Below are 17,133 nucleotides of genomic sequence, written 5' to 3'. Positions count from 1 at the left end.
CCGGACGGTCGAATCGACGGGCCGGCCGATATCGTGATCAGCCACCGGACCAGAAGCGGCGGCGAGGGGTCGCGGGGGAGCGCCCGGACCCTGCTGGCGAGCCTGGACTGGTTCCGCAGCGGTGGCTGGCACTATCAGGACGAGGGGCTGCGGCGCGGCCCCCTCGACAGGCACACCACGATGCTGTTCCCCGGCGACACCGAGGAGACCGCGGTGACCAAATTCCCGCAACCACCGGTGCTCACGATTCCCCGGCACACCCCGGTCCGCTTCGTGAGCGGGGTCTTGGACGTGAGCATCCACGCGGCCGTGGGCGCGATGACCCCCGACCTCGTCGACATGCTGCCGGAGGTGCCGTCGCCGACCGCGGATATGCGATACGACCTCGTGGTAGACGCGATCGGCGCGGACGGCGTGACCGTGCGCGCGGTACTGAGCGGCGTCGACTCCTACCGTGACTCCGCGCTCATGGCGGTGGCCGCTGCCACGGCTCTCGTCGAGAACGAGACCGTGCAATCCGGAGTCCTGGCGGCCGCCGAGGCGTTCGCGCCACGAGAATTCCTCGACGCGCTTGCGCCGCACGGTATCACCTGGCGTATCGAGGAACCGGTGCGCCGATGAATATCCGGAAGGTACGCACCGTCGTGCTCTCGGCGCTACTGGGAGTGCTGCTCACTGTCTCCGGTACGGCGTTGTACGTCAGCGCCTCCGGATCGAGCGGGCCCAACGAAACCTGGCTCGACAGCTGGTCCGCGGCGCAGATACCTGCCGGTGATGTGCTCGGTCCGAATTGGTCGACCGCCGGCTTCGCCGGTCACACCATCCGCCAGACCGTGCGCCCAACCCTTGCCGGCGAATCCGTACGGATCACCCTGTCCAACCTCTTCGGTGATCGACCGTTGCCGATTACGGCGGCCACCATTGCGCAGGCAGCCGATGGGGCAGCGGTACGTTCGGGCACGGTGCGCCCGCTCTCCTTCGGCGGCGCACCGGGCGTGGTGATCGCGCCGGGCGCCGAACTCACCGGCGATGCCATCGATTACCCGGTCAACGCGCGGCAATCACTCACCGTGACCCTGTATCTCGGCCGGCCCACCGGGCCCGCCACCTTCCACTATCTCGCCAACAGCACCACGTACCGGGCGATCGGTGATCACAGCGCCGATATCGACGGTGGAGCGTTCACCGAATCGAGCAGGTCGTGGTACTACCTGACCGGCGTCGAGGTAGCGGGCAGGCCGAGCCGCGACGGTGTGGTCGTCTTCGGCGATTCCCTCACCGACGGCGCCGGGGCATGGCCCGATATGGACAATCGCTACCCGGACGTGCTGGCCGACCGGCTCGCTGTGGCCGGCCGGCCGCGCGCCGTGCTCAACACCGGGATCGGCGGGAACCGCGTCGTATCGGATTCCGCGTATGTGGGCCCGCGCGCAGCAACCCGGTTCCGCCGCGATGTGCTCGACAAGGAGGGGGTCGGCACCGTGATCCTGCTCTCGGGCATCAACGATATCGGCGCCAGTGAAGTGCACGAACCATGGATGCGCCCGAATCCCGAGGTCACCGCCGACCAGTTGATCGCCGAATACCGCCTGCTGATCCGGAGGGCGCACACCGACGGCTTGCGCATCGTCGGCGGCACCCTGCTGCCCTACCGGGGAGCTCCCTATTACAGCGAGCGCGGTGAACGAGTCCGGGACGCGGTCAACGCCTGGATCCGCGGTTCCGGTGAGTTCGACGCCGTCGTCGACTTCGAACGCGTACTCGCCGACCCCGCGGACCCGGACTCACTGGCCGCGCGGTTCGACAGCGGAGACCACCTGCACCCCGGTCCCGCCGGCTATTCCGCGATGGCCGGCGCCGCCGTGAGCGTATTGATGAGCGCAGCCGCCTAGCCGTGGGGCCGGGACGCTCAGAGGCGTTCCAGGAGGGTGGCGTTGGCGAGACCGCCGGCTTCACACATGGTTTGCAGCCCGAAACGAGCGCCGCGATCCTGCATGGCGTGGACCAGGGTGGTGAGCAGCCGGGCCCCGGAGGCGCCGAGCGGATGGCCGAGCGCGATCGCACCGCCGTTGACGTTCACCCGTTCCGGGTCGGCGCCGGTATCGCGGGTCCACGCCGAGACTACGGAGGCGAAGGCCTCGTTGATCTCGATCAGGTCGATATCGTCGATGGTGAGGCCGGCGCGGTCGAGTACTTTGCGGGTTGCCGGGATGACCGCGGTGAGCATGAGCAGGGGGTCGTCGCCCGCCACCGCGAAACTGTGCAGCCGGGCCAGTGGGCGCAGACCGAGTTCGCGGGCTCGTTCGCCGGTGGTGATCAGGACCGCGGCGCTCCCGTCGCTGATCTGGCTGGCGGAGGCGGCGGTGATATTCCAGCCGATCTGCGGGAAACGCTCGGCCATGGTCTCGTCGTAATAGGCGGGGCGCAGGGTGGCGAGAGTTTCCAGGGTGGATCCGGTGCGGATGCCTTCGTCGGTTTCGAGCCCGGCGAGGGGCGCGAGTTCGGCGGCGAAGCGGCCGTTTTTGGTTGCGTGAGCTGCTTTCTCGTGACTGCCGAGCGCGAATTCGTCGAGTTCGGTGCGCGATATGCCCCATTTCGCGGCGATGAGTTCGGCGCTGGTCCCCTGGGGGGCCAGGCCTTCCGGGTAACGCTGCGCGAAGCCTACGCCCGATATATCGTCGGCGCCCCGTGCGCTCGAGCCCATCGGGACCCGGCTCATGGATTCGACGCCGGTGGCGATCACCATGTCGTAGGCGCCGGCGATCACTCCCTGCGCCGCGAAATGCACGGCCTGCTGGCTGCTGCCGCACTGCCGGTCGACCGTGGTGGCGGGTACCGATTCCGGGAATCCGGCCGCGAGGGCAGCTCGGCGGGTCATATTCACCCCCTGCTCGCCGACCTGGCTGACGACCCCGCCGATCACGTCGTCGATCAGTGCGGGATCCACTCCGGTGCGTTCGACCAAGGTGCGCAGGCTGTGCGCCATGAGGTCCACCGGATGGACCGAGTGCAGGGCTCCGCTGGGTTTGCCCCGGCCGATCGGGGTCCGGACCGCGTCGACGATGACTGCGTCTCGCATGGTGATTCCTTCCGTCACCAGAGCCTCCATTCTGGCTAAAGTTATCTAAAGCCAGAGTAGGTGCTGACATGAGCCGAGGCAAGCCAGGATCGATAGAATGAGCGCATGGCAGCCGTGATGGAAGGCCCCCTGGCCGATCTGAACTCGTGGAAACCGGACCAGTGCTCGATCGCGTTGGCAATGGATGTGGTCGGGACCCGCTCGGCGATCCTCATCCTGCGCGAGGCCTATTACGGCACCACCCGCTTCGACGGATTCGCCTCCCGGGTAGGTCTCACCGACGCGGCGGTCGCCGGTCAGTTACGCAAACTCACCGAGGCGGGATTGTTCACCAAACAGCCCTACCAAGAGGAAGGGAAACGCACCCGTCACGAATACGTCCTCACACGCAAGGGCCGCGATCTACTCCCGGTAGTCCTCGCCCTCATGCAATGGGGCAACGCCTACCTCCAGCCCGGCCCCCCACCGCTGGACCTGGTCGAGGCCGCCACCGGCGACCCGGTCCGGGTGCAGGTCCGCAGCGAGTCCGGCCGCGAGATCGGGGTCGACGAGCTGGGGGTCCGACTCAACGAGGAATGGCGGGCGGTCCGGCGGCGCAGGTAGGGCAGCGAGCGCAGAATTCGGCCGCGGTTGCGGCTGGGCCCGGTGGCGCGTCCACCACTCGTCTTCGTGGGGACACGGCGACCGAAGACCGATATCGAGGCCGATGCGTCCTCGCTGAATCAGTACTTCCGGCTAGTTCAGGCGGCGGCCGTCGTCGGCGGCGAAGAAGTAGATGTGATCGGTGCCCGGGGTGAGGTGGACGCGGCTGCCCTTGGCCGGTGGAGTACGCCAGTCGGTGCGCGCCACGATCGTCTCGACCCCTGCGGTGTGGTCGGCGGGGCGACCGTAGATGAAGGCGTCGGAACCGAGTTCCTCGACCACGTCGACCTCGATTTCGATACCGGATTCGCCGGTGTCGAGGTGCTCGGGGCGGATCCCGATCGTCACCGAGGTACCCGCCTCGTCGGCCACCGACCTCGGCAGCTGCAGGGTGTAACCGCCGACCCGGACCTCGCCGCCGGCCACGGGGAGCGTGAACAGGTTCATGGCCGGCGAACCCATGAAGCCCGCGACGAACACGTTCGCGGGGTCACGGTAGAGGTCGCGTGGGGAGGCGCATTGCTGCAGCAGACCGTCGCGCATGACCGCGACCCGGTCGCCCATGGTCATGGCCTCGACCTGGTCGTGGGTGACGTAGACCGTGGTGGTCGCCAGCCGGCGCTGCAGCTGCGCGATCTGGGTGCGGGTCTGCACCCGCAGTTTCGCGTCCAGGTTGGACAGCGGTTCGTCCATCAGGAACACCTGCGGATCGCGCACGATCGCCCGCCCCATCGCGACCCGCTGCCGCTGGCCACCGGACAGCGCCTTCGGCAGGCGGTCCAGGAACGGTTCCAGGTCGAGCAGGCGCGCCGCCTCCAGCACTCGCCGCTTTTTCTCGTCCTTGTTCACCTTGGCCAGTTTGAGCGCGAAACCCATGTTGTCGCCGACGGTCATATGCGGGTACAGCGCATAGTTCTGGAAAACCATCGCGATATCGCGATCCTTGGGATCGGTATCGGTGACATCGCGATCGCCGATGAGGATGCGCCCGCCCGTCACCTCCTCGAGCCCGGCCAGCATCCGCAGCGAAGTCGACTTCCCGCAGCCCGACGGACCCACCAGCACCAGGAACTCGCCGTCGGCGATCTCGAGCTGCAGTTGGTCGACAGCGGGCGTCTTGGCACCCGGGTACTGCCGGGTGGCGCGATCAAAGGTCACCGTGGCCACGGCTGTTCACTTCCCTTCACCGAGTGGAACACGCGAAGTGGAGCGAATTCGCAACATGTGCGTGGTCATGGCGTCAGAGGCTACCGCCGGTGTTCTCGGGCTCCGCATGGTCTGTAGGTTTTCGGTGCAAATCGTGCCAGCGAACCGATCCACTGTCCACCCATCCGTGCCGGTCATCCGGGTTGCATGCCGGCTATGCCCCACGCGACCCTGGACCTGGGTAGCGTGACCGGTATGGCCCTGCTGGAAATCGATGACCTGCCCGTGGAAACCGCCGGTGTCCTGCATCGCCGCGCCGATGCCGCCGGGCTTCCGGTACGGGAGCACCTACGCCGGGAACTGATCGCGCTCGCGGCACGCCGAGTACCGATCGACGCCGTGGTGGACTTCTTGCGCGCCGAGCGGCCGGAGCGCCCCGGACCGCAGATCGATGCGGGTGCCATGGCGCTTCTCGACGTCTACGACCTACCCGCCGACGCCTGGAGTGTGTTCTCGGCACGCGCCGCCGCGTCCGGGATCCCGCTGGGGGAGTATGTCCGTAAGGAACTGATCACGCTGGCCCGCCCCACCGTCGACGACTCGATACTCGAGATCCGCGAGGCACTCGGTGGCGAACCGGACCCCGACGGCGCGCTGGCGGCCGTGGCGGCCTCGATTCAGTATGCGCGCGGTGAGTAGGCGCACGCCTACAGCGTGGAGCGCGCACAGACTCGGCCGACCGGTGTGCTCGGCCTGCACCGTCGCCCAGCCGTCATGAACCCCGAACCGGCATGAGCTTCACGTCCGCAGGCGGCTGTAAGCGCCGGAGGGTGCCGTCGAACGAGGTCACATACAACGCGTAACCGTCCCTGCTGGGGGCGATGCGAACCGAACTCGGTCCGGCCCACCCCACGGGCAGTTCCGTGGTGAGGGCGCATGTCGCGCCCGAGTCGGGGTCGACACGGCGGATTACGCCGGTGAGATGTGCGGCGACATAGATATCACCGTCTGCGCTCGTCGCGAGATCGTCGAGTCCGGGGATCAGCCCAGGCACAGTGGTGACCACGGACCAGCGATCCGGGGCATCGAGCGGGATCCGGTAGATCTGACCGGTGAACAGGTCATCGGTGTACACAATCCGCTGGTCCGGACTCAGCGCCAGCCCTTCGCCCCGCGGCACGGGCGCCCAATTCGCGGTAACCGCACCGGTGTCGCTGTCATAGCGCGAGACACCGCGTGACGGTCCGCCTTCGGTCCCCACCCAGGTCGTCAGGAAATCCCCGTCGGACAGCCGCAACAACCCGTTGCCCGGAAAATCGGCCAGCCAGGTGAACTGACCGGTGGTGGTGTCCAGCCGCCACAGTTTCCCGTCCTGGCGGGTGAGTACGTAAAGATTCGTCCCGTCGAGCTGCAGGCCACCCGGTGCGGCCAGATTCTCCAGAACTCGGGATCTGGACCCAGCACCTCGACGCGCACCCGAACAGCAAGGCGCTACCCGCTGTCATTCCGCTGGTCGTGCATTCCGGGCCCAGGGGTGAGCGGTGGAACTATCCGACCGAACTGGCCGAGCTGATCGATATCGACAACGAGGCACGCGCCGAACTGGCCGGGCACCTGCCGAGTCTGAAGATCCTGCTCGACGATCTCTCGCAGGTCGATATCGCCGCGATCCGAGCCCGTGATCTCACCCCGCCGGCGCGGCTGGTGCTGATTCTGCACAAACTCACTGCGAAGAACACGAACCTCGGCCATGATCTGCAACCCTTCCTCGCGGATCTGAACGAGTTGAGCGTGGATGACCGGTGGCGGGTATTCGAGTACATTTTCCTGGAGGGCGATACCGGTCTCGAGGATCTGCAAGCCCTGTTGGATCAGCTCGGTCCGCGAGCCGAGGAGATAGCTGTGACCACCGCAGAACGACTGCGCGCTGAAGGCCGCGCTCAGGGGCGCGCTGAAGTGGCGGCTCGGATACTGCTCGAGCTGTTGGTCGCCAAGTTCGGGACGCTGCCTGCCGCCGTGGTCGACCGGGTGCATTCGGGGAATACCGATGAACTGGAGGCGTGGATGCTGCGCGTGCTCAACGCGACCACGCTGAATGAAGTCTTCGGTCCTACCTGACCCGATCGCAGTATCGCAAAGTTGGGCTGCGGAGCAGAGCGGGTCCGCGAGCAGCGGTCGGTAGGGGACTCGAGCGCAAGCTCGCGCCGAGTGACGTGTGCCGCCCGGGTCGCAAACCTGGAGAAGGCCGGGTCAACGGGCGAATCGGTCGATCGCTTCGAAGATTGCGGTGCGCATGGCCGGGCTGCCGGTATGGCCGGAGTCGTCGATAACCCGGAGCTCGGCGTCCGGCCAGGCGCGAGCGAGTTCCCAGGCCGTGCGCAGTGGTGCGGACAAGTCGAGGCGGCCGTGGATGAGTACCCCCGGTATTCCGGCGAGTCGGTGTGCATCGCGCAATAGTTGGCCGTCGCCGAGCCAGGCGGTGCGTGCGAAGTAATGGGTGCAAATGCGGACGAATGCCATCAGGGCGGCATCCGGTTGCGCAGTGTACTGGCCGGGTGCACCGAGTGTTTCGTGGGCGATGACGGCGTCCTCCCAGGCGCACCAGTCGAGTGCTGCCTTCTCGCGGACTGCGGGGGCGGGGTTTTCCACGAGCCGCCGATACGCCTCGACGAGGTTTCCGTCCCGATCTTCGGCGGGCGCACCATCGCGAAACCGCTCCCATTCGATCGGGAGCAACAACCGTAGGCCGTGGTACAGCCAGTCGACTTCGTGCGGTCGGGTCATCGTCACGCCGACCAGCACGATCCCGCTGACTCGCTCGGGGTGACGCTGCGCGTAGGCGAGGATCAGGGTGGAACCCCACGAACCGCCATAGAGCAGCCAGCGTTCGATACCGAGATGTTCTCGCAGCTGCTCCATATCGGCGATCAGGTGTTCGGTGGTGTTGTGCGCCATATCGGTCGACGGGAGCGAGGCGTGCGGCCGGCTCTCGCCGCAGCCACGCTGGTCGAACAGCACTATCCGGAATACGTCCGGGTCGAATGTCCGGCGCGATCCGCGGCTGCCGCCGGCGCCGGGGCCGCCGTGCACGACGAGAGCGGGTCGCCCGTGCGGGTTCCCGCTCGTTTCCCAATACACCTGGTTGTCGTCGCCGACATCGAGCAGCCCGGACGCATAGGGATCGCTATCGGGGAACGGCAGTTTCGGCTGCGTGGTCGGCATAACGGCCAACGGTAGCGAAACTCGTGGTTACTTACGTTGACTCGGACAACCGGCAATACCGCTTTGCAACATTGCTGCTATTCCGCCCGGCGGCGTATACTGGTCGACATGAGCGCACCGACAAAACGCCGTTACCTCGGCGTCCAGGGCCGCGGCACGATTGCGTTGCCCGCGGACGTCCGCCGTCGGCTGCACCTGGACGAGCCGGGCGCACAGCTGGAGATGACCGAGCGTGATGACGGTGTGATCGAGCTGCGGGCCGCACTACCGGTGCCCGCGGATCAGCGCTGGTTCTGGGCTGAGCGCTGGCAGGAACGCGAACTCGAGGTCGACGAGCACGTTGCTGCCGGCCGCGTGACGATTCACGAGTCCACCGAGGACTTCCTCGACCATCTCGACCAGCTCGACGCCGAGTGAAGTTCGAGACAACCCCGGCATTCGACGGCGATTACCGGCGGCTCAAACGTGAGCATGCAATTGCATTCAAGGCCGTTGTCCGGGAGAAGTTTGCGCCGGCCTGCGATGCCTATGCAAAGGATCCGACGACGCCATGGCCCGCCGCTTTGCGTGTGAAATCCGTGCGGTCGGCCCCTGGGGTGTTGGAGATGACTTGGTCGTTCACCAGCCCGGATGGGCGTGCGACATTTGAGCTGGTCACCGTCGATGGTGAGCTGCGCTGCCGCTGGCGGCGCGTGGGCGATCACGACGTCTTCAAGAACCCCTGATGCCCACGCGTCCGGCGCCGCTCTCTGGAGGGAGGCGAGAGCGGCGCCGGAGTTCGGTGTGACGGCACCGCGTGAACCCTCATCGATCACGCGGTGCCATCCGAACCGGTATGCGATGGGCACACCGGACGTGGGTTATTTCGCGGGGGCGAGGTCACCTTCCGGGTCGGTGTCGAGAGGTGTGCGTTCCGGCTCCTTGGTGAAGAAGAGCATTGCCACGGCACCGATCAGGCACAGGGCAGTCATGACGACGAAACCGCCGTTGTAGGTTCCGGTGCTACCCACGATGAAGCCCATCACCGACGGCGCGATGATGCCGGAGAGGGCGAAGCAGGCGTCGGCGAAGCCGGCGGCGGTGCCGGGCTGGGTGGGTGCCGCGTCGATCGAGGCGACCCACCAGATACCGCCGGTGACGAACCCGAAGCCGACACCGGCCGAGATGCAGATCAACGCGATGGTGAGGTTGCTGCCGAAGAACAGGATCGGCACGATCGAGATACCGGCGAGCAGCAATGCCACACCGATGATCACGAACCGCGAGCGGATGCTCTGGGTGCGTTTGTAGACGCGGTCGACGAGGATGCCGCCGAGCAGCGCACCGACCACACCGGCCGCCCACGGCGCCACCGAGAACGCCCCGACTTCCTTGATGGACAGGCCGAATTCGTGTTCCAGGTACTGCGGGAGCCAGTACATGAACGCCCAGAACATGAATCCCCAGGCGAAGTAGCCGAGGCCGACCAGCCACAGGTTGCGGTTGCGCAGGATCTCGCCCCAGTCGGTGCTGGATTCTTGACCGCTGTCCTCGCCGTCGGCCTGCCCGGACCGGATGTAATCCAGTTCTTCCTTCGAAACGAACGACGCCTCGCTGGGCGAGTTCTTCAGGAAGGGGTAGGCGACGACCACCCACACGATGCCGGCGACCGCGAGCACCCAGAACATGCCCTTCCAGCCGGTGAGTGAGATCAGCTGGGTGAGGATCGGGCCACCGATGAGCAGGCTGCCGGAGACGGCGACACCGCCGATGAGGGCGAGTGCTTTACCTCGTTCGTGGGCGGGCAGCCAGCGGCTGGCGAGCCGGGTGGCCGCCGGGAAGCAGGGTGCTTCACCGGCTCCGAGGAGGATGCGCAGCAGGATGAGGCCGATGAAGCCACCGGCGAACGGGGTCAGTGCCGTGGCGGCGGCCCAGATGAACATGCCCACCATGAGCACTTTCCGGGACCCGTACCGGTCGACCAGCGGCCCGGAGAGCAGGGCGAACAGCATATAGCCGATCGAGAATGCGGAACTGATCACGCCGTACTGACCGTCTGTGATGCCGAATTCGGCACGCAGATCGGTGGCCGCGTACGAGATGGCGCTGCGATCGACGTAATTCACCACCACCAGGCCCAGAATGATGGTGATTGTCCACCAACGCGATTTCATAGGGAACTCCTCGGATGAAGCAGTCGCGGGGTCAGATGACCCCGCGGGCCCGCAGGTCGTCGATGTCCTCGGGCGTACGCCCGAGGTGGGTGAGGACCTTGTCGGTATCGGCACCGGCGGGTCGGCCGGTGTGACGGATCGCACCGGGGGATCGGGTCATGCGCCACATGACGTTCTGCATGCGCATGGGGCCGAGTTCGTCGTCGTCGACAGTGGTGACCATGTCGGTGGCGACGACCTGGGGATCTTTCAGCAGATCGCTCGGCCGGTAGACCGGCGCCACGGCGGCGCCGGCTTCTTCGAAAATGGTGGTGACCTCGTCGCGGGTGCGTTCGGCGATCCAGCCGCCCACGTATTCGTCGAGGAGGTCGGCGTGTTCGGCGCGGGTGCGCCCGGTGGCGAACCATTGCTCGTCGATCACTTCGGGATGCCCGACGAGCCGCATCACGCGTTCGGCGATGGCCTGCGCGCTGGTGGAGATCGCCAGCCAGTGATCGTCGGCGGTGCGGTACAGGTTGCGCGGAGCGTTGTTCTGCGACCTGTTTCCGGTGCGCTGCTGGTCGATGCCGAGCTGGTCGGCGTAGATCACGCCGGGCCCGACGGCGGTCATGATCGGGCTGAGCAGGTCGAGGTCGACCTCCTGGCCGGTGCCGCCGTTGCGTTCGCGTTCGAACAGTGCCATCGAGACCGCCGACGAACCGGCGACGCCGGCAATGGAATCGGCGAGCCCGAAGGCGGGCAGGGTGGGTGGCCCGTCGGGCTGGCCGGTGAGATGGGCGAAACCGCTCATCGATTCCACCAGCGTGCCGAACGCGGGACGTTTCGCGTACGGGCCGTGCTGGCCGAAGCCGGTGACCCGCAACATGATCAGGCCGGGATTACGTTCGGACAGTTCGGCGTAGGAAAGACCCCAGCGTTCGAATGTCCCCGGCCGGAAGTTTTCGACCACCACATCGGCCTCGGCGGCCAGATCCCGGAAGATCGCCTGCCCGTCGGGCGTGCTGAGGTTCAGGGTGACGGTCTGCTTGTTGCGGCTGACCATCTTCCACCACAGCGGGATCCCGTCCTTGTCGAGACCGTGCCCGCGCATCCCGTCCGGTTTCTGCGGATGTTCGATCTTGATGACTTCGGCACCGAAATCGCCCAGGATCTGCGCGGTCAGCGGTCCCGCCAGGATGGTGGAGGCATCCAGGACCTTGATACCGCGCAGCGGGCCGGTCGGCTGTTTCTCGGCAGTCAACTGCACACCTCTCAGTACGGCCGGGAGATGTAGCGGCCGGTGGGTTCGCCGGTAACCGCACCGTCGGCCAGGACCCGGTTTCCGCGCACGAAGGTGTCGGTGACGGCGGCGCCGAGTTCGAAACCTTCGAACGGCGTGTATTCCTGGGTGGATTCGGAATCCGCGGCGCGCACGGTCCAGGTGCGGTTGGGGTCGACGATCGCGATATCGGCGTCGACGCCTTCGGCGAGCCGGCCCTTACCGGGCAGACCGTAGCGGTCGGCGGGGTTGGAGGCGGTGAGCTGGGCGATACGGCGCAGCGACAGTCCGCGCTTGCGGCCCTCGGTGATCAGGCCGGGCAGCAGGTATTCGGTACCGCCGAAACCGGATTTGGCGGCGAACACATCGTCGCGGTCCTCGCCGAATTTCACCTCGTCCTTGCAGCAGGCGTGGTCGGAGACGACCCAGTCGATATTGCCGGCGAGCAGATGCTCCCACAGCGCCTCGACGTCCTCGCGCGGGCGGATCGGCGGATTCACCTTGGCGCCCAGGCCGTTCGCGTTGTCGATATCGGTGAGCAGATGGCCGATGGTGACTTCGCGGCGGAAGTTCACGTGCGGGAACGCTTCGGCCATCTTCATGGCGGCCTTCAGCGCCTTGGCCGAACTCAGGTGCAGCAGATTGATATTCGGCAGGCCGGTTTCGTCGGCGAGGAAGGATGCGATGGTCACCGCGAGGCCCTCGGAATGCTGCGGGCGGGAAGCGCTGTAGGCGGCGAGCCCGGTCAGTTTGCCTTCTTCTTCGACGAGCTTGGTGTAGGCGCTCATGATCTCGGCGGTTTCACAGTGCAGCGACAGCGAGATATGCGGGGCGAGTTCGGGGAACTGCTCGCGGGCCTTCTGCACCCCGCGCATCACGAACTCGAAATGCGCAATGTCGTAGCGCTCATCCTCGGGGATCATCAGGAAATCGCTCTGTGAGGCGGAGCGGCCGTGCAGGCCGTGGCTGCCGTAGAACATGAAGATCTTGAACGAGGTGACGCCTTGGCCCGAGGCCAGGTCGCCGATCTCGCCGATATGCTGCTTCGACATCGGCGCGAGGTGGAAGGCGTAGTCGATATAGCTGCGGCCCGCGGAGGCGTCCAGTACCTCGGGGAAGAAATCGGCGTAGGCGCCGCCCTTGTTGAGGTAGTACTGGCCGGTGCGCATATAGGTGAGCGCGGTGGTCACGCCGCCCTGCGCACTGGCACGCGATTCGGTCTGCGTGTCCTCGGACAGCGGGTTGTAGATACCCCAGTGCTGGTGCGCGTCGACAACGCCGGGAAAGACCAGTTTGCCTGTCGCGTCGACGATCTCGGCGCCTTCGGCGTTCAGATCGGGGCCGATGGCCGCGATCTTGCCGTCGACGACGAGGACATCCGCGAGCTCGCCCTCGGCGGGAGCCGTGTCCTCGGTGCGTACGACGGTGCCGTTCTTGATCAGGTAGGTGGTCATTTCTTCTCCTGGCGAATATCTGGACAGTTGTTCTGTTGTGCGGGCGGGCTTGCCGGTGTTGTCAGGCAGCAATGAGCTGTCAGACGGCGACGGCGCTGCGCACATGCTCGGCGGCGAGAAAGGCCAGACCGAGTGCGGTGATGAGGCCGTTGCCCGCGAGGTAACCGCCGGCGCCGTGGCCGGAGATACCGATGGCGGCCCCGCCGGAGGCGTACAGGCCGGGAATCGGCGTGCCGCCGGCGAGTACTCGTGCGTGTTCGTCGACGACGAGACCGCCCTGGGTGTGGAAGAGGGCGGGGGTGATGGCGATCGCGATGTAGGGCGCGGTCAGCGGATGGCGGGCGTCGGTGCGGCCCTGGCGGTCGGGTTCGTCCCCGGCGACGGCGCGGTGGGCCGCGGTGAGTTCGTCGTCGAGCGCGGCCGCGGGCACCCCGATGCTCTCGGCCAGCCCGGTCGCGGTGGCGGATCGGATCAGCGATCCGCTCTCGGCGACGGTGCGGAAATCGTCGAATACCGAGCACAGTTCCTCGATGTGCTCGTCGATGATGATCCAGCCGGTACCGCCGGGACGGCCGGCGAGGATGGCGGCGAACTCGGAGTAGCCGGTGGTTTCCGGAGCGAAGCGGTGGCCGGTGCTGTCGACGATGACGCCACCGTGCACGACGGTCGCCCAGCCGATGAGCGTCTGGCTGCGCGAGGACAGCGCGGCATGTCCTTGGTAGGCGTCGAGGAAGGCGCTGTCGGCACCCAGTTCGCCGCCGATCCGTAGCGCATCACCGCGGCTGAACTGGCCGCCGTGATAGTGGGCGCCGGCGATTTCGGGCAGGTGGTGGCGGACGAGGTCGCGATCGGCGCCGAACCCGTTCGTCGCCAGTAGGACGGCTCGGGTGGTCAGATTTTCACTGTTGCCGTCGGGGGTGGCGATCTCGACCCCGGTGACCCGCCCGCCGCTGGTGTGCACGTTACGCAGGCTCATGGGCGCGATGAGCTCGATCCGGGGATGTGCCTGCGCACGCTGTACCAGATGCCGTAGCAGCCGGGAGCCGTGCCGGCCGGGGATGCTGTGGCAGCGGTCGGCGGTGTGGCCGGGGTAGCGGAAATCGGTGACCAGTTCGAGTTCGAGTTCCTGGTTGTCGGCCAGCCAGGTGACCAGTTGTGCGCTGGTTTCGGCGAGGGCGCGGGCCACGCGAGGGTCGGCTGTGCCACCGGTTTTGCGGGCGATGTCGTCAAGGAAACGGCCGGGGCTGTCCTGGACTCCGGCCGCTTCCTGCCAGCGGGTTCCGGCAGCAGGGATCATCGCGGTGCACATCGAGGTGTTGTTGCCGCGCTGAAAGTGCTCGTCGGCGTCGATCACCAGGACATTCGCGCCGAGTTCGGCGGCGCGCAGCGCAGCGACCAGTCCGCCGCCTGCACCGGCGACGACGAGATCGAAATCCGGACCGTCCACGCTTCCTCCTATCGTGTTCCGGCAAGCGGAACGCAAGAATGTGGTCCCCTGCACTATGCACGTTCGGCAATCTGTACACAAGTGCCTGTTGGAGGGATTTACTCGCTGGAAACTCGGTACGCCGTCGCAGACGGTGGCTAGACAATCGTTTCGCTAAGCGGTACAACTTGTTCAGCGCTTGGTCGGTCTCGTCCCATGCGGCGGGGCCGGCGGAACACGAATCCACCCCGGAGAACGGAGCCACGATGGAGCCCACGAGTGGCGGCACCACATCCGCCGCACGGGCAGCGGAGGTACTGCTCGAGTTCGGCCGGCGGTCCAGCGCACTCGGCGTCTCGGAGATCGCCCGCTCGACCGGTATCTCCAAGGCCGTCGCGCACCGCATAGTCACGACGTTCGTGGAATGCGGTCTGCTGCTCTACGAGCCCGAAACCCGCCGCTACCTGCTGGGTCCGGCCGCCGCGACCCTGGGCGCACGGGCGCTGGACGTCTCCCCGCTGCGCCGGATGGCCCGGGAAGCGCTCGTCGAACTCCAGCGCACCACCGGCGAGACCGCCACGGTGACCGGACGCCTGCCGGGCGGGCGGGTATACCTCGACCAGGTCGAGAGCACGCAGGAAATCAAAATGACCGTGGAACTCGGCCGCCGCTTCGAACTGCACAGCGGCTCGTCGGGGCGGATCATCCTGGCCTACCTCTCCGAGGCCGAGCAGGAAGATCTGCTGTCCCGGCCGCTGCCGCGCCTCACCGCCACCACCATCATCGACCCGGACTCCCTGCGCGCGGCCTTGCGCGAAGCCCGGGAACGCGGGGTGTGCCGGTCGACCGGTGAACGGCAGGAAGGCGCCGGCTCGATCGCGGCGCCGGTGTTCGGCGCCGACGGCGCGGTGATCGGCTCGGTTTCGGTCTGTGGACCGAGCTACCGGATGACCGAGGAAGCCTGCGACCGGCACGAGAATGCGTTGCGCGAAGCGGCCCAGCGGGTGTCCCGCGCCCTCGGCTACCGGTCGGCGGTGACAGTGAAATGACCCCGCGGAGCTGGCTCTACGTACCGGGACACCGCGCGGACCGGATCGGCAAGGCCATCGACAGCGCCGCCGATGCCGTGGTGATCGACCTCGAGGACGCGGTTCCGGTCGGCGCGAAGGACCAGGCGCTCGCCAACGCACTCGAAGCCCTGTGGGCGGCGCCGCCGGAACGGCAGGTGTGGTTGCGGCTCAACGCGATCGGGTCGGAATGGCTCGATCGCGAACTGTCCGCACTTGCCGATGGGCCTGAACCTGCGGGGGTCCGGTTGCCGAAATCCGACGACCCGGAATCGGTGGCCGCCACCGCGGAACGCCTTCGCTGCCCAGTACATGCCACCATCGAATCCGCCGCCGGCCTGCTCGCCGCCCCCCAAATCGCCCGCTGTCACCCGCGGGTCACCGGAATCGCGCTGGGCGAAGCGGATCTCGCCGCCGATATGCGCACCGAACCCGAAGGGCTGGCCTGGGCGCGCGGCTGGATCGTCACCGCGGCCCGGGCGGCCGGCCTGTCTTCACCTGTGCAGAGCGTGTGGACGGCTGTGGATGATTCCGCAGGCCTGGCCGAAACCTCGCGGGCCGGCCGCGCCCAGGGGTTCTTCGGTCGCTCCGTCATCCACCCGAATCAGATCGACATCGTCAATACGGCCTACACGCCGACGGCAGAGGAACAGGACCGGGCGCGCCGGATCGTCGACCGCGCGGCCGCGTCCATGGCGGCGGGCGAATCCGCGGTTCTCGACGAGAACGGCAGATTCATCGACCCCGCCGTGGTCGCCAACGCCCGCGTGGTCCTCGATCGAGCGCAGGCCACAGCAGCACGAGGAGTGAAAGCATGACCGAACAAACCGTCACCGCGGGCCCCGACACCCTGTTGAACGCCGTGGTGGGCAGCGAACTCGACGTGGTCGAGCTCGGGCATCCGTATACGACCGGTATGCCGTGTTCGCCCAACCACCCCGGTTTCCGGATGACCCTCATCCGCCGGCACGGCGATATGGTCCGCCCCGACGGCGGCTCGGCCTCCAACGAGATCATCGTGACCGGTGGTCACGTGGGCACCCATGTGGACGCCCTCTCGCATGTCAGCCACTGCGGCAAACTGCACGGTGATATCGACGCCGAGGAAGCGCAGCGCGGCGGCCGCCATTCGAAACACGGCGCGGAGAACATCCCTTTCATGCTCTGCCGCGGTGTGCTGCTGGATATTCCGCGGGTGCGCGGCGTCGACGCCCTCGAGGCAGGCCAGGCCGTTACGGAACAGGATCTGCGCGATGCCGCCGACGCTGCCGGCGTGACTCCGCGCAGCGGCGATGTCGTGCTCATCCGCACCGGCTGGGCCCGGCACTTCGACGACGCCCCACGCTATCTCGGCCAGCAGGACGGTGTTCCGGGTCCCGATGTGGCCGCGGCGCAGTGGCTGGCGGACGCGGGAATCGTCGCGGCCGGTGCGGATACCACTGCTTTCGAACACATTCCGGCAGGTAAGGGGCACAGCGTGCTCCCCGTGCACCGGGTGCTGCTGGTGGAGAACGGGATCCATATCATCGAGCATCTGAACCTGGAGGCGGCGAGCGAACGCGGCCTCACCGAGTTCACCTTCGTCATGGCGCCGCTGCGGATCACCGGCGGCACCGGTTCGCCCGTGCGCCCGGTCGCGGTAGTCGCCAAATGAGCCGATCGGGCCCGGAAGCGGCAGTGAAACGT

General features: G+C 67.1%; 18 protein-coding genes. 10 read left to right on the top strand and 8 right to left on the bottom strand.

What is annotated here, in order from left to right; all coding sequences use genetic code 11:
• Positions 1–33 precede the first annotated feature (33 nt).
• On the top strand, positions 34–621 hold the full coding sequence (locus ON22_RS37640) for a hypothetical protein (protein ID WP_051158092.1): 588 nt from the start codon (positions 34–36) through the stop codon (positions 619–621).
• Positions 618–1,892, top strand: a complete 1,275-nt coding sequence (locus ON22_RS26020) for an SGNH/GDSL hydrolase family protein (protein WP_033246550.1) — start codon at positions 618–620, stop codon at positions 1,890–1,892. The genes ON22_RS37640 and ON22_RS26020 overlap by 4 nt, the downstream gene beginning before the upstream one ends.
• A 17-nt stretch (positions 1,893–1,909) precedes the next feature.
• Here the strand turns inward: ON22_RS26020 and ON22_RS26015 are convergent, their stop codons facing one another.
• Positions 1,910–3,079: a thiolase family protein gene (locus ON22_RS26015; RefSeq protein WP_033246722.1), complete on the bottom strand. Its 1,170-nt coding sequence runs from the start codon at positions 3,077–3,079 to the stop codon at positions 1,910–1,912.
• Positions 3,080–3,184: 105 nt separating this feature from the next.
• Between ON22_RS26015 and ON22_RS26010 the strand changes: the two genes are divergently transcribed.
• Complete coding sequence (locus ON22_RS26010) at positions 3,185–3,682, top strand: winged helix-turn-helix transcriptional regulator (RefSeq protein WP_033246549.1); 498 nt, start codon at positions 3,185–3,187, stop codon at positions 3,680–3,682.
• A 132-nt stretch (positions 3,683–3,814) separates the two neighbouring features.
• On the opposite strand, the gene ON22_RS26005 is transcribed toward ON22_RS26010, so the two are convergent.
• Entirely contained in the window at positions 3,815–4,888 is a 1,074-nt protein-coding gene (locus ON22_RS26005) for an ABC transporter ATP-binding protein (RefSeq protein WP_033246548.1), read from the bottom strand.
• A 195-nt stretch (positions 4,889–5,083) separates the two neighbouring features.
• On the opposite strand from ON22_RS26005, the gene ON22_RS26000 reads away from it, so the two are divergent.
• On the top strand, positions 5,084–5,566 hold the full coding sequence (locus ON22_RS26000; protein ID WP_231508737.1) for a hypothetical protein: 483 nt from the start codon (positions 5,084–5,086) through the stop codon (positions 5,564–5,566).
• 73 nt (positions 5,567–5,639) lie between these two features.
• Here the strand turns inward: ON22_RS26000 and ON22_RS25995 are convergent, their stop codons facing one another.
• Entirely contained in the window at positions 5,640–6,281 is a 642-nt protein-coding gene (locus ON22_RS25995; protein WP_255218559.1) for an SMP-30/gluconolactonase/LRE family protein, read from the bottom strand.
• Between the two features lie 8 nt (positions 6,282–6,289).
• Here ON22_RS25995 and ON22_RS34950 point away from each other — a divergent pair, with 8 nt between their 5' ends.
• Positions 6,290–6,985: an Rpn family recombination-promoting nuclease/putative transposase gene (locus tag ON22_RS34950; RefSeq protein ID WP_051158090.1), complete on the top strand. Its 696-nt coding sequence runs from the start codon at positions 6,290–6,292 to the stop codon at positions 6,983–6,985.
• Positions 6,986–7,117: 132 nt separating this feature from the next.
• Here ON22_RS34950 and pip read toward each other — a convergent pair whose 3' ends face one another.
• Positions 7,118–8,089: a prolyl aminopeptidase gene (gene pip / locus ON22_RS25985; RefSeq protein ID WP_033246547.1), complete on the bottom strand. Its 972-nt coding sequence runs from the start codon at positions 8,087–8,089 to the stop codon at positions 7,118–7,120.
• Positions 8,090–8,197: 108 nt separating this feature from the next.
• On the opposite strand from pip, the gene ON22_RS25980 reads away from it, so the two are divergent.
• A complete protein-coding gene (locus ON22_RS25980) occupies positions 8,198–8,506 on the top strand; it encodes an AbrB/MazE/SpoVT family DNA-binding domain-containing protein (protein WP_033246546.1) in 309 nt (102 codons plus the stop codon).
• Positions 8,503–8,814, top strand: a complete 312-nt coding sequence (locus ON22_RS25975) for a hypothetical protein (RefSeq protein ID WP_033246545.1) — start codon at positions 8,503–8,505, stop codon at positions 8,812–8,814. Before ON22_RS25980 ends, ON22_RS25975 begins: the two co-directional genes overlap by 4 nt.
• 135 nt (positions 8,815–8,949) lie before the next feature.
• Here ON22_RS25975 and ON22_RS25970 read toward each other — a convergent pair whose 3' ends face one another.
• The 4 genes from ON22_RS25970 to ON22_RS25955 form a co-directional block, all read right to left on the bottom strand.
• Positions 8,950–10,242 (bottom strand): MFS transporter, encoded by a 1,293-nt coding sequence (locus ON22_RS25970; RefSeq protein WP_033246544.1) that lies wholly within the window; start codon positions 10,240–10,242, stop codon positions 8,950–8,952.
• Positions 10,243–10,273: 31 nt separating this feature from the next.
• Positions 10,274–11,482, bottom strand: coding sequence for a CaiB/BaiF CoA transferase family protein (locus tag ON22_RS25965; protein ID WP_033246718.1), 1,209 nt, complete (start codon positions 11,480–11,482; stop codon positions 10,274–10,276).
• An 11-nt stretch (positions 11,483–11,493) separates the two neighbouring features.
• A complete protein-coding gene (locus ON22_RS25960; protein WP_033246543.1) occupies positions 11,494–12,954 on the bottom strand; it encodes a dihydroorotase in 1,461 nt (486 codons plus the stop codon).
• Between the two features lie 79 nt (positions 12,955–13,033).
• Positions 13,034–14,401 carry an FAD-dependent oxidoreductase gene (locus tag ON22_RS25955; RefSeq protein WP_033246542.1) on the bottom strand — a complete coding sequence of 456 codons (1,368 nt, stop codon included), beginning with the start codon at positions 14,399–14,401 and terminating at the stop codon, positions 13,034–13,036.
• 245 nt (positions 14,402–14,646) lie between these two features.
• On the opposite strand from ON22_RS25955, the gene ON22_RS25950 reads away from it, so the two are divergent.
• The 3 genes from ON22_RS25950 to ON22_RS25940 are packed head-to-tail and all read left to right on the top strand — an operon-like array spanning position 14,647 to position 17,101.
• Complete coding sequence (locus ON22_RS25950; RefSeq protein WP_033246717.1) at positions 14,647–15,429, top strand: IclR family transcriptional regulator; 783 nt, start codon at positions 14,647–14,649, stop codon at positions 15,427–15,429.
• Complete coding sequence (locus ON22_RS25945; RefSeq protein ID WP_033246541.1) at positions 15,426–16,265, top strand: HpcH/HpaI aldolase/citrate lyase family protein; 840 nt, start codon at positions 15,426–15,428, stop codon at positions 16,263–16,265. The genes ON22_RS25950 and ON22_RS25945 overlap by 4 nt, the downstream gene beginning before the upstream one ends.
• Positions 16,262–17,101: a cyclase family protein gene (locus ON22_RS25940; RefSeq protein ID WP_033246540.1), complete on the top strand. Its 840-nt coding sequence runs from the start codon at positions 16,262–16,264 to the stop codon at positions 17,099–17,101. The genes ON22_RS25945 and ON22_RS25940 overlap by 4 nt, the downstream gene beginning before the upstream one ends.
• The last annotated feature ends 32 nt before the right edge of the window (positions 17,102–17,133 follow it).

It is taken from the genome of Nocardia carnea NBRC 14403 (assembly GCF_000308515.1).
Taxonomy (GTDB): domain Bacteria; phylum Actinomycetota; class Actinomycetes; order Mycobacteriales; family Mycobacteriaceae; genus Nocardia; species Nocardia carnea.
The sequence above is the reverse complement of the archived record's forward strand: the minus strand, read 5'-3'. Positions and strand labels throughout refer to the sequence as shown.

What these genes read in the sequence shown, in the direction of transcription:
- ON22_RS26015 (WP_033246722.1), bottom strand. Translation starts at nt 3,079, where the DNA reads ATGCGAGACGCAGTCATCGTCGACGCGGTCCGGACCCCGATCGGCCGG.
- pip (WP_033246547.1), bottom strand. Translation starts at nt 8,089, where the DNA reads ATGCCGACCACGCAGCCGAAACTGCCGTTCCCCGATAGCGATCCCTAT.
- ON22_RS26010 (WP_033246549.1), top strand. Translation starts at nt 3,185, where the DNA reads ATGGCAGCCGTGATGGAAGGCCCCCTGGCCGATCTGAACTCGTGGAAA.
- ON22_RS26000 (WP_231508737.1), top strand. Translation starts at nt 5,084, where the DNA reads ATGCCCCACGCGACCCTGGACCTGGGTAGCGTGACCGGTATGGCCCTG.
- ON22_RS26020 (WP_033246550.1), top strand. Translation starts at nt 618, where the DNA reads ATGAATATCCGGAAGGTACGCACCGTCGTGCTCTCGGCGCTACTGGGA.
- ON22_RS25940 (WP_033246540.1), top strand. Translation starts at nt 16,262, where the DNA reads ATGACCGAACAAACCGTCACCGCGGGCCCCGACACCCTGTTGAACGCC.
- ON22_RS25980 (WP_033246546.1), top strand. Translation starts at nt 8,198, where the DNA reads ATGAGCGCACCGACAAAACGCCGTTACCTCGGCGTCCAGGGCCGCGGC.
- ON22_RS25945 (WP_033246541.1), top strand. Translation starts at nt 15,426, where the DNA reads ATGACCCCGCGGAGCTGGCTCTACGTACCGGGACACCGCGCGGACCGG.
- ON22_RS25970 (WP_033246544.1), bottom strand. Translation starts at nt 10,242, where the DNA reads ATGAAATCGCGTTGGTGGACAATCACCATCATTCTGGGCCTGGTGGTG.
- ON22_RS25950 (WP_033246717.1), top strand. Translation starts at nt 14,647, where the DNA reads ATGGAGCCCACGAGTGGCGGCACCACATCCGCCGCACGGGCAGCGGAG.
- ON22_RS25960 (WP_033246543.1), bottom strand. Translation starts at nt 12,954, where the DNA reads ATGACCACCTACCTGATCAAGAACGGCACCGTCGTACGCACCGAGGAC.